11 protein-coding genes and 1 tRNA gene are annotated in these 15,932 nt (G+C 62.2%); 9 read left to right on the top strand and 3 right to left on the bottom strand.

Annotation, left to right across the window (positions count from 1 at the left end; all coding sequences use genetic code 11):
- Positions 1-15 precede the first annotated feature (15 nt).
- The 9 genes from KEC16_RS16085 to KEC16_RS16045 all read left to right on the top strand — a co-directional run bounded on the left by KEC16_RS16085 (position 16) and on the right by KEC16_RS16045 (position 14,399).
- Entirely contained in the window at positions 16-7,008 is a 6,993-nt protein-coding gene (locus KEC16_RS16085; protein WP_211550790.1) for a cadherin-like domain-containing protein, read from the top strand.
- A gap of 133 nt (positions 7,009-7,141) precedes the next feature.
- A complete protein-coding gene (locus tag KEC16_RS16080; RefSeq protein WP_211550788.1) occupies positions 7,142-8,032 on the top strand; it encodes a serine/threonine-protein kinase in 891 nt (296 codons plus the stop codon).
- Positions 8,033-8,331: 299 nt separating this feature from the next.
- Positions 8,332-9,111, top strand: a complete 780-nt coding sequence (locus tag KEC16_RS16075; protein WP_211550786.1) for an SDR family oxidoreductase — start codon at positions 8,332-8,334, stop codon at positions 9,109-9,111.
- 398 nt (positions 9,112-9,509) lie between these two features.
- Positions 9,510-11,384: an excinuclease ABC subunit UvrC gene (uvrC, locus tag KEC16_RS16070; RefSeq protein ID WP_211550784.1), complete on the top strand. Its 1,875-nt coding sequence runs from the start codon at positions 9,510-9,512 to the stop codon at positions 11,382-11,384.
- A gap of 9 nt (positions 11,385-11,393) precedes the next feature.
- Entirely contained in the window at positions 11,394-11,957 is a 564-nt protein-coding gene (gene pgsA, locus KEC16_RS16065) for a CDP-diacylglycerol--glycerol-3-phosphate 3-phosphatidyltransferase (RefSeq protein WP_211550782.1), read from the top strand.
- The gene (mobB, locus tag KEC16_RS16060) at positions 11,954-12,448 is read left to right on the top strand and encodes a molybdopterin-guanine dinucleotide biosynthesis protein B (RefSeq protein WP_211550780.1); all 495 of its coding nucleotides are present in this window, start codon (positions 11,954-11,956) and stop codon (positions 12,446-12,448) included. The genes pgsA and mobB overlap by 4 nt, the downstream gene beginning before the upstream one ends.
- Positions 12,449-12,450: 2 nt before the next feature.
- Complete coding sequence (gene moeA / locus KEC16_RS16055) at positions 12,451-13,680, top strand: molybdopterin molybdotransferase MoeA (RefSeq protein ID WP_211550778.1); 1,230 nt, start codon at positions 12,451-12,453, stop codon at positions 13,678-13,680.
- Positions 13,677-13,928, top strand: coding sequence for a molybdopterin converting factor subunit 1 (moaD, locus tag KEC16_RS16050; protein WP_211550776.1), 252 nt, complete (start codon positions 13,677-13,679; stop codon positions 13,926-13,928). Before moeA ends, moaD begins: the two co-directional genes overlap by 4 nt.
- Positions 13,929-13,931: 3 nt before the next feature.
- On the top strand, positions 13,932-14,399 hold the full coding sequence (locus tag KEC16_RS16045) for a molybdenum cofactor biosynthesis protein MoaE (RefSeq protein WP_211550774.1): 468 nt from the start codon (positions 13,932-13,934) through the stop codon (positions 14,397-14,399).
- Positions 14,400-14,453: 54 nt separating this feature from the next.
- Here the strand turns inward: KEC16_RS16045 and KEC16_RS16040 are convergent, their stop codons facing one another.
- The 3 genes from KEC16_RS16040 to KEC16_RS16030 all read right to left on the bottom strand — a co-directional run bounded on the left by KEC16_RS16040 (position 14,454) and on the right by KEC16_RS16030 (position 15,732).
- Entirely contained in the window at positions 14,454-15,065 is a 612-nt protein-coding gene (locus KEC16_RS16040; protein ID WP_211550772.1) for a hypothetical protein, read from the bottom strand.
- A gap of 119 nt (positions 15,066-15,184) precedes the next feature.
- Positions 15,185-15,260, bottom strand: a tRNA-Ala gene (locus KEC16_RS16035).
- 115 nt (positions 15,261-15,375) lie between these two features.
- Positions 15,376-15,732 (bottom strand): TIGR02300 family protein, encoded by a 357-nt coding sequence (locus KEC16_RS16030; protein ID WP_211550770.1) that lies wholly within the window; start codon positions 15,730-15,732, stop codon positions 15,376-15,378.
- Between the last annotated feature and the right edge of the window lie 200 nt (positions 15,733-15,932).

Here is a 15,932-nt window from a genome sequence, read left to right as displayed (position 1 = left end):
GACGTCAGCTATGACGTGGTCACCGATGACGGCGTCGCCACCTCGGCCACCGCCAGCCTGGACGTGACGGCGGTTGAGGACGAAGCGGTCATCACCGCGACCGGTGGGAACGGCCTGGAAAGCACCAGCGACGCGGCGACCGTGGTCACCGGTTCCATTTCCGCCACCGATGCTGACGGCGCGGTGAGCTTGGAAGTGGTTGGCCAGGGCGAGCATGGTTCGGTCGTCCTGAATGCCGATGGCACTTATACCTTCACCGCCGCCGACAACAACTGGAGCGGCAGCGACAGCTTCACCGTGCGCAGCACCGATGCCAATGGCGGCGTCACCGAACAACAGGTGACGGTGACCGTGGAAGCCCAAGCCGATGGCGTGACCATCGACGCGGCCGATGCGGTGATCGATCTGGGCAATTCCACCAATGACGTGATCACGGGGACCGACGCGGCTGAAACCCTGGTGGGTGGCGGTGGCGACGATATCGTCTCTGGCGGTGCCGGGGCCGACGTTATCTATGGCGACGCCGCTGGCGATGCCGCGGGCTCGTACAGCGTGGCCTTGGATGTGGACGTTACCAAGCTGGACGGCTCGGAATCCATTTCCGCCATCACGATCTCGGGCGTGCCCGAGGGGGCCAGCCTGTCGGCCGGCACCGATAACGGTGATGGCACCTGGACGCTGTCGGCCGATGATCTGGACGGTCTGACCCTGACCGTCACTCAGGTTGATGCCGACGGCTTCGATCTGGGTATTACCGCCCAGACCCGCGATGGCAACGATGTCACCTTGGATTCCGACAGCCTGCACGTCTCGTTTACCGGTGGCGTGGTCGATGGCAACGACACCTTGTCGGGTGGCGACGGCAACGACACCATTTACGGCGGTGGCGGTGACGACACCCTGGCCGGCAATGCCGGTGCCGATACCCTGGTCGGCGGCGCCGGCAACGACACCTTCCAATTGTCCGGCGGCGCCGATGGCGTTTATGGCAGTGGCTATCAGTCGGGCGGCAATGGGGCGGGCCTGTCCGGCAAGAACATGAACTCCGACGCCTTCATCGGCGGTGAAGGCACCGATACCATCGTCGGGACCGATGGCAACGACGTGGTTCTGTCCACCGGCGCCGGCAAGGTGCTGGTCGACGGCATCGAGGTCATCAGCACCGGCGCCGGCAACGACGTGGTCGATCTGACCAGCTCCGCCGTCACCTTGGGCGATGTGACCATCGACGGCGGCGCCGGCAACGACGCCCTGTTCGGCGATGACGGCAACGACACCATTCTCGGCGGCGAAGGGAACGACACCCTGGGCGGTGGCGCCGGCAGCGACGTGTTGGACGGCGGCGCCGGCAACGACGTGTTCAGGATGGGCACCAGCTCGGGCGCCTATGATGGGACCTGGGGCGCGGGCACGCAGGCCCGTGACGTGGGCGACGTCAGCACCGACGGCACCGACGATCGTGTCAGCGTTGCCGGCATGGGCAAGCTGACCGACACCATCATCGGTGGTGACGGTATCGACACGTTGCAGGGGACCAGTGGCAGCGACGCCATCTTCCTGGATCGTGGCGAAGGCGGCCCGGTGTTGTCGGGGGTTGAATCCATCAATGCCGGTCTGGGCGACGACGTGGTCGATCTGACCAGCGATCGCTTCCAGTACGGCGATGTCACCGTCGACGGCAGCTATGGCAACGATATTATCTGGACCAGCGGCGGCAATGACGTCCTGATCGGCGGCGTCGGCGATGACACCTTGAATGGTGGCGCCGGCAGCGACGTGGTCTCGGGCGGGACCGGCAATGACACGGTGATTGCCGTGGCCGGCGAAACCGCGGGTGACGTCTATGACGGCGGCGCCGATACCGACACCTTGCGCGTCGATCTGGACGGCAGTCAGTATACGGCCGAATTGCGGTCCGAATTGCTGGACTTCAAGGACTTCATGGCCAATCCGGCCAATGCCGGCAAAAGCTTCACCTTCGACAGCCTGGATGGCTTGAAGGTCAGCAATTTCGAGGCGCTGACCGTCAAAGTCGATGGCGTCGCCGTCGATCTGAACAGTCCGCCCGACGTGGTTGAGGCGGCGGTGGTCGATCAGGCCGCCACCGAAGACCAGGCCTTTACCTTGGACGTGTCGCAATTCTTCACCGATGCCGACAGCGCCATGGGCGACAGCCTGACCTATTCACTGACCTTCCTGGATGCCGATGGCAATGTCATCGCCACTCCGGATTGGGTGGAATTCGACACCACCACCGGCCAGTTGACCGGCACGCCGGACAATTCCGACGTCGGCGCATTCCAGATCCAGGTGACCGCCACCGACGAAAGCGGCGCCACCGCCACCACCGAGCCGTTCACCGTGTCGGTGGCGGACGTGGACAATGAAGCCAGCATCACCATCATTGGCGGTGAAGGGGCGGAAAGCATCACCGATACGGCGACCGTGGTCGAAGGTCAGATCGTTGCCAGCGATGCCGATGGCGGCATCGTCTCGTTTGCGGTGATTGCCGGTGGTGATCATCATGGCGCGTTGACGGTCAATGCCGACGGCAGCTTCAGCTTTACCGCCGAGGACGCCAATTGGAACGGCACCGACACCTTCCAGGTGCAGTTGACCGATGGCGAGGGCAATACCTATACCCAAGACCTGACCATCACCGTCGATCCGACCAATGACGCCCCGGTGGTCAGCATGACCACCCCGCTGGCCGCCGGCACCGAAGATCATGCGGTGATCATCAGCAAGGCGGATTTGCTGGCCAATGCCTCGGACGTGGACGGCGACACCTTGTCGGCGACGGCGATCAGTGCCGATCACGGCACCATCGTCGATAACGGCGACGGCACCGTCACCTTCACCCCCGAGGCCAATTACAATGGCGCGGTGACCCTGAATTACACCGTCAGCGATGGCAATGGCGGCACCGCCAGCGGCAGCGCGACCCTGAATCTGGCCGCGGTCAACGACGGCCCGACCAATTCCGGCGCCATTGATCTGGGCAATGGTTTGGAAGATCAGTCGGTGATCATCAGCAAGGCGGATTTGCTGGCCAATGCGTCGGACGTGGACGGCGATACCTTGTCGCTGGCTTCGATAAGCGCCGATCACGGCACCATCGTCGATAATGGCGATGGCACCATCACCTTTACCCCGACCACCGATTACTATGGCGAGGTGAACTTCACCTACACCATCAGCGATGGTCAGGGCGGCAGCACCAGCGGCAGCGCCACCTTGGATCTGGCCGATGTGTCCGATAATCAGGGGCCGATCGCCGTTGACGACTCGCGGTATGATGTGACGGCGCAAAGCGCTGATCTGGCCGTGGATTTCGGAACGACCACGTCGACGTCGGTGACGACATCGACGACGACGACCACCACCCACGATTTCAGCGTCGACCGGCTGGCTGATCTCAACCCGACCACCACGACCACCATCAACGGCGACTATTCCTCGGGATCCCTGGGGAGCTATGCGACCGACTCGGTCAAGGTCACCGGTAACATCGACAAATCGACCAACCTGTACGGCGGCAACGACACCTTGGTGGTGGGCGGCAGCACCAATGGCGGGGACACCATTGATGCCGGTGACGGCAATGACACCGTCAAGATCGGCGGCTCGATCAATGCTTCGCTGAGCCTGGGCAGCGGTAATGACGCGTTGCAGATCGGCGGCACCAACAATGGCGGGGCGGTCATTGATGCCGGCAGCGGTGATGACACGGTCAAGATCGGTTCCGCCATCAATGCCGCGATCAATCTGGGCGACGGCAACGATGTCTTGGATATCAACGGCGCCAATAACGGCGGCGCCAGCATCATGGCCGGCAGCGGTGACGACAGCGTCTATGTGGGCGGTGCGGCCGGCGCCAAGATCGACCTGGGCGATGGCAACGATCAATTGTGGGTCAATGGGACGCTGAACGGGGGCGCGAGCGTCATTGCCGGGGCCGGCAATGACAGCGTCTACGTGAATGGAAATGCCGATGCCAGCGTCTATCTGGATACGACATCCACCTCAAGCGTGGGCGGCGACGATCAATTGCGGGTTACCGGCATCGTCAATGGCGGCGTCACCCTGGATGGCGGCGCTGGAAACGATTATATCGACGTCACCGGGACCGGCAACATGGGGGGGTCGATTGTCGGCGGTTCCGGCAACGATGAAATCCACCTGGGTGGTGGCCTCAATGGCGGCGCCAAGATCGACGCAGGCAGCGGCAACGACTTTGTCGAGGTCAAGGGCTCGACCATGGACGGTTCGCTGGATGGCGGCAGCGGCACCGACGCTCTGTATCTGTCGGGCATCAGCTATAATCAGTGGGCCAACAACACCAACCAAATTCAGAACCATGTCAGCAACTTCGAGTACGTCAAGTTCTCGGACGGCACGATCATCAACAGCAGCGGCATCAAGATCACCGACGGTTCGGCCGATTCGTACTTCAATACCGGCACGACGACGACGACGGTGACCACCACCACCTATTCGACGCCCGTTACGATTAGCGCCGCCTTGAACGACACCGATGGCAGCGAGACGTTGTCGGCGGCGACGGTGACCGGCATTCCCGCCGGCGCCACCGTCAGCTTGGATGGTCATGTGCTGACCGCCAATGCCGATGGGTCCTATACGGTGGATGTCAGCGCGGGCAGCGCCACCCTGACGGTGTCTTCGACCGGCAGCGCCCCGGATCTGTCGGCGGTGAGCACCAGCATCACCACCACCGAGGCCAATGGCGGCGACACCACCGTCACCACCGTGATCGGCGAGAACAGCGTCAGTCAGGACATTGTCAACGACGAAGCCATCGCCACCAGCGATGACGCCGCCTTGACGCTCAAGGCATCGGACCTGCTGGCCAATGACAGCGATCCCGATGGCGGCACCTTGTCCATCGTCGGTGTCGGCAATGCGGCCCATGGGGCGGTGACGCTGAATGCCGATGGCACCATCACCTTCACCCCCGAAGCCGGTTTCGAGGGCGAGGCGACCTTTGAATACACCGTCAGCGATGGTCAGGGCGGAACGTCGGTGGCCACGGTGACCATTGACGTCACCTCGGATGCCGAAGTGACGGCGCCGACCATGGAAGTTTCCACCGAATTGTCCGGCAATGCGCTGACCGTGACCAACATGGGCAACGAGGAAGCGTCGTATCACTCGTCCTACGGCTATTACATCTTGGACGACAACGGCAATCCCAGCAGCGGCCAGATCATCTGGGGCGACGTCAAGGACACCGTCGGCAGCAGCTTCACGGTCAACGGCGTCAATCCGGAACGGGTCGGTTTCTTCCTTATTCCCGATGGTGACGGCCTGAATTCGGGCAAGATCACCGACGGCGAATCGGTGAGCTTCCGGCAAGATAGCCACGGCAATTGGCAGGTGATCGATTCTCAGGGCAATGCCCTGGTCGGCACCAGCGGCGCCAACGTGGTGTTCGACAACGCCGAACTGAACCCCGGCGACACGGTGGCGGCCGTCGATAACACCGATTTGATCGGCAACCAGAATTGGGAAGACATCACCGTCGGCGGCGATAAGGATTTCGACGACGCCAATTTCAACGTCCAAACCGGGATCTATGGTTCGGGCACGTTCGAAAGCGACGTGGTCACCGGCACCGACAACAGCAACACCTTGCAAGGTGGCACCGGGCACGACACCTTGTACGGTCTGGGCGGCAATGACGTCATTTATGGCGACAACCTTGCCGGCGCCGCTTCGGGTGGCCATGACACCTATGTCTACGCCGAACTGGACATCGATTACGGCGCTCCGGCGGCGGGCGAGACCCTGACCTTCCAGGTCAGTGATCTGCCGGCGGGCGTCACCTTGTTGGTCGATGGCGTCGAAATCAGTGCGGTGAATGGGGTCTACAACCTGACCACCGATCAGTTGGATACCTTGCAGCTGAAGATCCCGGGCAGCCTGTCGGGCACCACCATTGATCTGGAAGTGACCGCCACCAGCCATCTGGGCAGCCAATCGGCCAGCGTCAGCTCCAGTGCCAGCTTGGCGGTGCCGACCTTGTCCAGCGACGGCAACGATTACATCGATGCCGGTTCGGGCAGCGACACCGTCTATGGCGGCGGCGGCAACGACTATATTCTCGGCGGTTCGGGCAACGACAAGCTGTTCGGCGAGGATGGCAACGACATCTTGTCCGGCGGCGCGGGGACCGACACCTTGTCGGGTGGGGCCGGCAACGACACCTTCATGTTCTCGGCCGACGGCACCAGCTTCTATATGGGCGGCGACCACTACACCACGGCGGCCGATCAGGGAGGGGCCAACGGCTCGGGCGGGACCGGGGCTGTCATCAATATCGAAGGGTTGAACTCGACTTCGGATACCTTCATCGGCGGTGACGGCAACGACACCTTGCAGATGACCGATGGCAACGATTTCATCCATATCAGCAATGTCAGCAGTGTCGAGCGCATCAATGCCGGTGCCGGCAACGACGTCATCGACATGAATTACAGCGATGGCGGTGCTTACAACTCGTTCACTCTGGATGGCGGTTCGGGCAACGACACCGTGTTCGCCAATAACGGCGACGATTATCTGATGGGTGGTTCCGGCAACGATTACATGAGCGGCAACGCCGGCGCCGATTACCTGGATGGCGGCACGGGCAACGACACCATGTACGGTGGTTCGGGCAACGACACCCTGGTTGGCGGGGCGGGGGATGACAAGATGTTCGGCGGCGATGGCTCCGACACCTTCTTGTTCGACTTCAATTCCGGCCATGACACTGTTGATGGCGGTACCGGTAGTAGCTGGACCGACACCTTGGATCTGTCGGATGCCGTTGGCCAGACCTTCGTCATCACCACCGAGGGCGGCGATAGCTGGACCATTCAGGTGGATGGCGAAAATCACGGCACGTTGGATATCGGCCGCAATGTCGATGGCGAAGTCCATCTCAACACCGCCAATGGCGAGACGGTGGTGGATTTCGACAACATCGAACAGATCAAGTGGTAATTACGGGCGTTTAGTTCAGGCAAAGGACCTGCCTTGCTTCGGCAAGGCAGGTCCTTTGTTTGTTTGCGGACTGGACATGGGAAAAGCAAGGGGTCAGTCTGGATCGGGCTGGCGGGACAGAAAGTGGGGAAAAATGGAACGCATTGGCAAATATGTCGTCCACAAAAGCGCGTTGACGACCGGCTATGCCAAGATCGTATTTTGCCGCGATCCGGATTTGCAGGTGCCGGTGGCGCTGAAGGTTTTCGCGCCCAAGGGCGGTGACGATGATCCGTTGAGCGCACCGCAATGGCTGGCGCGGTTTCAGGCCGAGGCGCGGGCATTGGCTGCGTTCGACCATCCACACCTGATCGGCGTCAAGACCATGGAAACCGGCAGTGATGGCCGGCCTTTCTTTGTCATGCCTTATATGGCGGCGCATCTTCCGTTCGAAATCGGCAAGGATGGCATTGTCGAAGGCGATGACAAGGCCCGGCGGCTGCCGTTGGCGCGGGCGCTGAGCTTGTTGAAGCAGCTTTCCTCGGGGCTGATGGCCCTGCATCGCCGCGGAATGGTCCATCGGGCGGTCAAGCCCAGCAATCTGTTGTTGACCGCGCGTGAGAACGGTCAGATCAAGTTGGCTGATTTCAGCATGGTCAAATTAGCGGAACGCAATCCGCCCCTGCCCGATCATTGGCTGGGCGGGACCGAATATTGCGCCCCCGAACAGCGGGAAAACGCGACGGCGGTTGATGCCCGCGCCGATGTCTATTCCTTGGGGGTGCTGACCTATCGGCTGCTGACCGGGACGTTGCCCGATCCGGCCGCCGGGGCGGTGGAACTGCCGGCGAAGCATGCGGCGGCCTTGGTCGCCTTGGTGGCCCAGGCGACCGACCCGGACCCGGCGGTGCGTCCGGCCCATGCCGGGGCGTTCATGCAGGCCTTGGGGCAGGTGCCGGCGGAAGCCTTGGCCAAGCCCAAGGTGCAAGTGGTGCCGGTCCGTCGGCCGATGGTGGTGGTGCCAAAGAAGGCGGTGGCGCAATAATATGTGCGCCGTTCCGGCAGAGCCGGACGCCTGACGAAAGGCGGCGCAATATTATTTGCGCCGTTCCGGCGGAGCCGGACGTCTGACAAAAGGTGGCGCAATATTATTTGCGCCTTTCCGGCGGAGCCGGACGGCTGATGAAAGGTGGCGCAATAATATTTGCGCCGTTCCGGCGGAGCCGGACGCCTGACGAAAGGTGGCGCAATAATATTTGCGCCGTTCCGGCGGAGCCGGACGCCTGACGAAAGGTGGCGCAATATTATTTGCGCCACCGGTCAGGCTTCGCCATGCTGGCGGCCATGACCGAGATCGCATCTTCTATCCCCCGCACCGCCTTGGTGACCGGGGGCGCTCGCCGCCTGGGGCGGGCCATGGCGTTGGAATTGTCCCGCGCCGGCTTTGCCGTGGCCATCCATCATTCCCGCTCAGGGGCCGAGGCGCAAAGCCTGGCCGACCAGATTACCGCGCACGGGGGGCGCGCGGCCCTGGTGGCCGCTGATCTGGCGATCGAGGCCGAGGTTCAGGCCCTGTTGCCGGCGGCCGAGGCCGCCTTGGGGCCGGTCGGCGTGCTGATTAACAATGCCTCGACCTTTGAACGCGACGAAGTGGACACCGCCAGCCGCGAAAGCTGGGACTTCCATATGGAGGTCAATTTGCGCGCCCCCTTCGTGCTGTCTCAGGCTTTGGCGGCTCGTCTGCCTGCCGGGGCCGAGGCGGTGATCGTCAATCTGATCGATCAGCGGGTGTGGAACCTGACCCCGCATTTCACCACCTATACCCTGTCCAAGGCCGGTCTGTGGACGTTGACGCAGACGTTGGCGTTAGCCTTGGCCCCTCACATTCGGGTGGTGGGAATCGGACCCGGTCCGGCATTGCCGTCGGTCCGCCAAAGCCAAGCCCAATTCGATGCCCAATGTGCGAGCACCCCCCTTGGGCGCGGAACCTCGCCCGATGAAGTGGCGGTGGCGTTGCGCTTTGCCCTGGGGTGTCGGTCGTTTACCGGTCAGATGATTGCACTGGATGGCGGGCAGCATTTGCAATGGGCGCCGGCTGCCGCCAATCTTGTCGCCGAAGAATAAATGACGCAGCGCACCTACAATCTAAAGGATAGGGGGCTAATGGCTTGGCCGGACAGGGAAAACCCATTTCGGGCGTTAAGTTTTACACAGCCCGGCGGGGAGGGGGTATTTGCCCGATCCCAGCGGCAGAGTCCAGGAGAAAAGGTATTTTTTTACAAACCGTTTACTCTTGACAGCCGCTAAGCCATTGAAAACAAACAAAGTCACATTTCTGCATAGAATTTGGGCAATACGGAGGAGTCCAAGGAGTCCCAAGGGGTGGAACATGCCTCCCACAATTTGCCAACAGACTTATCCACAGAAAGCGTGGATATCCCGCTAATGGCCCGGATTCCCTGACTTTCTTTCCTTCACCGCAAAAAACTGATCATGGGATTATGACCGCCTCCGATACGCACATGGATAAAAGTGACGCCGTTGACCGCCCGTTGGCCGTGGGGGTGACGGTGATCGAGCAGGTTCTTGCCACCTTGCCGGCGTCGCCGGGGGTGTATCGCATGCTCAATCTCAAGGGCGATGTGCTGTATGTCGGCAAGGCGAAGAATCTGAAAAAGCGGGTGGTCGCCTATACCAAGCCCGACCGCCAAACCCTGCGTATCCAGCGGATGATCGCCGAAACCGCGTCGATGGAGGTGATCACCACCCACACCGAGGTGGAGGCGCTGCTGCTGGAAAGCACCCTGATCAAGACGTTGGGGCCGCGCTACAATATCTTGCTGAAAGACGACAAAAGCTTTCCCCATATTTTGCTGACCGGCGACCATGACTGGCCGCAGGTGCTGAAGCATCGGGGAGCGCGGTCGCGCAAGGGGGAATATTTCGGTCCCTTCGCCTCGGCCGGGGCGGTCAATCAGACCTTATCGGCATTGCAGCGGGCGTTCTTGTTGCGCTCGTGCACGGATGCGGTGTTTTCCAGCCGCACCCGGCCGTGCCTGTTGTTTCAGATCAAGCGTTGCAGCGCCCCGTGTGTCGATCGCATCGAGCATGGCGCCTATATGGATCTGCTGGCCCAGGCGCGGGCCTTTTTGTCCGGACAATCGCAGGCGGTGCAGAAGGATTTGGCCGCCCGCATGGAGGCGGCGGCGGAAGCCATGGAATATGAGCAGGCGGCGGTCTATCGTGACCGCATGCGGGCTTTGTCGCGCATCCAGGCCCATCAGGATATCAACCCGGCCGAATTGCCCGAGGCCGATGTCGTCGCCCTGTACCAGGCTGGCGGCCAGACCTGCGTGCAGGTGTTCTTTTTCCGCTCGGGCTGCAATTACGGCAATCGCTCGTATTTTCCCCAACACGCCCAGGACGCCGAGGCGGCCGAGGTGATGGCGGCGTTCTTGGGTCAGTTCTATGCCGACAAGATGCCGCCCAAGGAAATTCTACTGAGCCAAGAGGCGGCCGAGATGGAGATCGTCGCCGCCGCCTTGTCGGCCAAGGCTGGCCGCAAGGTCACGGTCAGCATCCCCAAGCGGGGCGAGCGCAAACGCTTGATCGAGCATGCCCACGATAACGCCCGCGAGGCGTTGGGGCGGCGCATGGCCGAATCCTCGGCGCAGGGGAAATTGCTGGACGGTGTTGCCGAGGTGTTTGGCCTGGACGGGCGGCCCAATCGCATCGAGGTTTATGACAACAGCCATATTCAGGGGACCAACGCCGTCGGCGGCATGATCGTTGCCGGTGCCGATGGCTTGATGAAGGCGGCCTATCGCAAATTCAACATCCGCTCGACTGAACTGACGCCGGGCGATGATTTCGCCATGATGCGCGAAGTGCTGACCCGGCGGTTTCAGCGGGCGCAAAAGGAAGACCCCGACCGTGATCGCGGTCAATGGCCCGATCTGGTGTTGATCGATGGCGGCTTGGGCCAGTTGAACGCGACGCTGGGCGTCTTCACCGAATTGGGGATCGACGACGTGGCCCTGGTTTCGATTGCCAAGGGGCCGGATCGCAATGCCGGCCGCGAACGCTTTTTTCTGCCCGGCAAAGAGCCGATCTCGCTGCCGATGAAGGACCCGGTGCTGTATTTTTTGCAGCGATTGCGTGACGAGGCCCATCGCTTCGCCATCGGCGCCCATCGCACCCGTCGGGCCGGCGACATGGTCCGCTCGCCCTTGGATGAAATCGATGGCATCGGCGCGGCACGGAAAAAAGCGCTGCTGCATCATTTCGGTTCGGCGCGCGACGTGGCGGCGGCGGCCTTGGGTGATGTCGAGGCCGTGCCCGGAATCTCGAAAGCCATGGCCAAAAAAATCTATGACCATTTCCATCCGCACGGTTAATATCCCGCCATGCTGACCAGCCTGCCCAATCTCTTGACCTTGTCGCGGATCTTTGTCATCCCCCTGGTCATCCTGACCTTCTATCTCGAAGGCGCCTGGACCCATTGGGCCGCCTGCGGGCTGTTCGCCGCCGCCGCCATCACCGATTGGTTCGATGGTTGGCTGGCGCGCTCGTGGAATCAGGTTTCCGCCTTTGGCCGCTTTCTTGACCCCATCGCCGACAAATTGCTGGTCGCCGCCGTTTTGTTCATGCTGGTCGCCTTTGATCGGGTCAGCCAGTGGAGCGAATTGCCGGCCCTGGTCATCTTGCTGCGCGAAATCCTGGTGTCCGGCCTGCGCGAGTTTCTCGCCGAAATCCGCGTTGGCATGCCGGTGACCAAGTTGGCCAAGTGGAAGACCGGTTTTCAGATGGTGGCGCTGCCGGTGTTGCTGGTCGGGCCGGCCGGCCCCGATATTCTGCCGGTGCAGGAAATCGGCGAAGGTTTTTTGTGGGTGGCGGCGGTGCTGACGTTGATCACCGGCTGGGATTACCTGCGGGCCGGGCTTAAGCATCTGACCGGGCCGCTTCCATGAAGGTTTTCGGGTTATGCGGCCATTCCGGCAGCGGCAAGACCACGTTGATGGTCAAGCTGGTGCCGCTGCTGGTGGCTGGTGGCCTGCGGGTATCGACCATCAAGCAGGCCAATGCCGGTTTTGACGCGGACAAGCCGGGCAAGGATTCCTATGAACACCGGGCCGCCGGGGCCAAGGAAGTGCTGGTCGCCTCGGCCAAGCGTTGGGCCTTGATGCACGAATACCGGGGCGAGCCGGAATTGAGCATGGAACACTTATTGGCCCGCATGAGCCCGGTCGATCTGGTCCTGGTCGAAGGATTTCGCCATTGGCCGCACCCGCGCATCGAGGTCTGGCGGCGCGCCGTGGGCAAGCCCCCATTGTTTCCCACCGATCCGGTGGTGGTGGCGGTGGCCTCGCCCGATTGTCCCGAGAACCTGAACGTGCCGTTGTTGGCCCTGGATGAAGCCGATTCCATTGCGCGCTTCGTCCTGGAACAGACAGGATTATAAACATGGGCTTTGATGCCGGCGACAAGATGATGTCGGTGGAACAAGCGCTGGCGCTGCTGGCCGAACGGGCGCGGCCCACCGACCAGACCGAAATGGTGACGCTGGCCCAGGCCTTGGGCCGAATTCTGGCCGAGGACGTGGTGTCGCCGGTCAATGTGCCGCCGCACGATAATTCAGCCATGGATGGCTACGCCTTTTCCGCCGCTCCCCTGCCGCCGACCGGCAGACTGCGCCGTATCGGCCGTTCCGCCGCCGGTCAGCCCTTTGACGGCGTGGTCGGTGAGGGTGAGTGCATCCGCATCCTTACCGGCGCCATGGTGCCCGCCAGCGTCGATACGGTGGCCATGCAGGAAGACTGCGCGGTGGAGGGCGAGGACGTCATTGTGCCGACGACGCTTAAGGCCGGGGCCAATTGTCGTTCGGCGGGCGAGGATGTTCGGATCGGCGCCGCTGTGCTGGGGGCTGGAATCCGCCTGCGGCCCCAGGATTTGGGCTTGGCCGCGGCGGTGGGGCGGACCGCGTTGCGGGTCTATCGGCCCTTGCGCGCCGCCGTGTTTTCCACCGGGGATGAAATCAACGAACCCGGCACGGTGCTGCCGCCCGGCGGCATCTATGATTCCAACCGCTTCACCGCCTCGGCCCTGCTGCGCTCGCTGGGGCTGGGGGTCACCGATCTCGGCATTCTTGCCGATGACCGCGCCGTTATCGCCGCCGCTTTGGCCGCCGCCGCCGTCGATCATGACGTCATCTTGACCTCGGGCGGGGTGTCGGTGGGCGACGAGGATCACGTCAAGGCGGCGGTGCAATCCCAGGGCAGCCTGCATTTCTGGCGTCTGGCCATCAAGCCGGGAAAACCGGTGGCGCTGGGCGAGGTCGCCGGCAAGACCTTCATCGGTTTGCCCGGCAACCCGGTGGCGGTGATGGTGTGTTTCATGTTGCTGGCGCGGCCGCTGCTGTTGCGCCTGATGGGCGCGGTTCAGCTTGAGCCGCCCCGCATACCGGTGCGCGCCGCCTTTGGTTTCCGGCACAAGCCGGGGCGGCGGGAATGGTTGCGGGCGCGGCTGGTCAGCCGCGACGATGGCCTGTGGGCGGAAAAATACCCGGTGGAAAGTTCCGGGGTGTTGTCGTCCATGGTCTGGGCCGAAGGGTTGGTGGCGGTGCCCGAGGAAAGCGCCGACGTCGCCTGCGGTGATCGCTTGGACTTTGTTTCCTTCACCGAGGTGCTGCGATGAATATTTTGTATTTCGCCTGGTTGCGCGGCACGGTGGGGCAGGGCGAAGAAAGGGTGACCCCGCCGGCCGGGATAACCACCGTGGGGAGTTTGGTCGCGTGGCTCAAGACGCGCTCGGATGGTCATGCTCTGGCTTTCGCCGATCTCACCGTGGTTCGTGTCGCCGTCAATCAGGACTATGTCGGCTGGGATCACCCCATCGCCACCGGCGATGAAATCGCCTTTTTCCCGCCCGTGACCGGGGGCTGAGCGATGATTCGGGTTCAGGCTGACGATTTCGATCCTGGGGCTGAACTGGCCGCTTTCTCCGCCGGCAATGGCAAGGTTGGCGGCGTCTGCATGTTCTTGGGGCTGGTGCGCGATTATCTGGGCGACGAACCGGGCGCGGCCGCGAACGTGCGCGGCATGACGCTGGAACATTATCCCGGCATGACCGAACGGCAATTGGCGGCCATCGAGGCCGAGGCTCGTGACCGCTGGCCCCTGCATGAGGTGCTGATCATTCACCGTTATGGCCGGCTGGAAGCCGGGGCGCGCATCGTCTTGGTCGCCACCGCCTCGTCCCATCGGGAAGCTGCGTTCCAGTCCTGCCATTTCCTCATGGACTGGCTCAAGACCAAGGCGCCGTTTTGGAAGATCGAGCACACCGATGGCGGCGATCAATGGGTCGCGGCCAAGGACCAAGACGATTGCGCCGCCGATCGCTGGAACAAGAAATAAGAATTTCGGTCGGCCGAGCGATCCGCCGCCGATCGTGTGATCGCCGCGACGGGCCTAAACCAGCAATCCGCCGACATCGCCCAGACCACCGCCGCCGCCATCGGCTTCGGTGATGATGGCGCCGGCGTCGTCGGTGGCGGATTTGATGTCCTTGCGCGCCTGTTCCAAGCCGCGTTCTTCGTCGGAATTCTTGTCTGGCTTGTTGCGCCGGATCATGGCCTTGAGAATCTGGGCGATCTTGCGGACTTCGTTGGCGAATTCCTTGTCGGCCTTGGCCTCGGATTGGCGCTCGGCCGCGACGCTTTCCGGTGTCGACGTGCTGGTGGTGATATCGGAAGCGGCGCCGCTCTGGCGGAATTCGCGGGCGGCCTGCTTGAGTTCCCGCGCCAGCCGCGCCAATTCGCGCGCCGCGCCTTCCGAGGTCAGGGCGAAGCGCTTGAGCATTTCGATGCGCTTCTTGATCTCTTCGAGTTTCTTGCCGGCATTGCTCTTGCGCTCTTTACGCGCCTGTTTGCGGGCCATCTGAACCTTGTCCAGGACCTCTTGATCTTTTTTGACCTTCTCGGTCAGCTCTTCCAGCTTTTCCTTGGACAGGCCTTCCTTGCTGGTGCGCAAGGTCGTGAGCGCCATTTCCAGCGCAGTACTGCGCATAATGGTCATTGCCATCAGATCCTCCAGCTTCTGCCGTAATCGGGCCCCAGCTTCTGCGGGGCACAACCATTATGACGATATGGAGTTAACAAAAGGCAAAAGAAAAACCCCCAGGCGAACCTGGGGGCTGATCTTGGTGGAGCCAGGCGGAATCGAACCGCCGACCTCTTGAATGCCATTCAAGCGCTCTCCCAACTGAGCTATGGCCCCTTTATCTCGTTACCGTCGGTCTTGGGCGTCCGTCGGTGGAGGCGGAACATATGGATTTCGAAGACGGGGGTCAAGCCCAAAAAAACACCGTTCCGAAAACTTTTTTCAAGCCGGGTCAGATTTCCTCTTCCAGGCCTTCATCCATGTGTTCCATGACCTCGGCCATGTCGTCATCGTCCTCACCCAGGTCCGAAGCGTCTTCCATCAGGCCGCTTTCGTCTTCCTCGGGGGTCTCTTCTTCGGCGTCAAGCGTCTCGTCATCAACGACGTCCTTGACCACCACCTTCTCGGCCGCGGCGCGGGCGGCGGCCTTGGCTTCCGCCGGCACGCTGCTGCGACGGACCTTGAAGGGCATCTCCGGTTCCACCGTCGCACCGCACTTGGGGCAGGTGATGGGAGAGCGGGTCAAGTCATAGAAGCGGCACCCACAACTGGTGCACGTGCGCTTCTGGCCCCATTCCGGCTTGGCCACGGCGAAATCCTCCTTCGAAACTAGCTAGAGGCGGCATTTGCCATGTTCGCCCCCCCATGTCAAAACGAAAACGCGATTCCCGCCAGACTCTGATGTTCCGATCCTGACGCGGGGGGCGTGGGATCGATCTTATGTCAGGTGAATCGGTCCACGGAATCAATGAATTGCGCCCACATGCGCCGGCTGGAGGCCATACTGTC

Source organism: Magnetospirillum sulfuroxidans (assembly GCF_018224925.1).
Lineage (GTDB): Bacteria > Pseudomonadota > Alphaproteobacteria > Rhodospirillales > Magnetospirillaceae > Magnetospirillum > Magnetospirillum sulfuroxidans.
This window is presented reverse-complemented; position numbering and strand designations above follow the sequence as displayed.

Bases quoted from the DNA above. Each gene is read 5' to 3' on its own strand.
- KEC16_RS16080 (WP_211550788.1), top strand. From the start codon at position 7,142: ATGGAACGCATTGGCAAATATGTCGTCCACAAAAGCGCGTTGACGACC.
- KEC16_RS16075 (WP_211550786.1), top strand. From the start codon at position 8,332: ATGACCGAGATCGCATCTTCTATCCCCCGCACCGCCTTGGTGACCGGG.
- uvrC (WP_211550784.1), top strand. From the start codon at position 9,510: ATGGATAAAAGTGACGCCGTTGACCGCCCGTTGGCCGTGGGGGTGACG.
- pgsA (WP_211550782.1), top strand. From the start codon at position 11,394: ATGCTGACCAGCCTGCCCAATCTCTTGACCTTGTCGCGGATCTTTGTC.
- mobB (WP_211550780.1), top strand. From the start codon at position 11,954: ATGAAGGTTTTCGGGTTATGCGGCCATTCCGGCAGCGGCAAGACCACG.
- moeA (WP_211550778.1), top strand. From the start codon at position 12,451: ATGGGCTTTGATGCCGGCGACAAGATGATGTCGGTGGAACAAGCGCTG.
- moaD (WP_211550776.1), top strand. From the start codon at position 13,677: ATGAATATTTTGTATTTCGCCTGGTTGCGCGGCACGGTGGGGCAGGGC.
- KEC16_RS16045 (WP_211550774.1), top strand. From the start codon at position 13,932: ATGATTCGGGTTCAGGCTGACGATTTCGATCCTGGGGCTGAACTGGCC.
- KEC16_RS16040 (WP_211550772.1), bottom strand. From the start codon at position 15,065: ATGGCAATGACCATTATGCGCAGTACTGCGCTGGAAATGGCGCTCACG.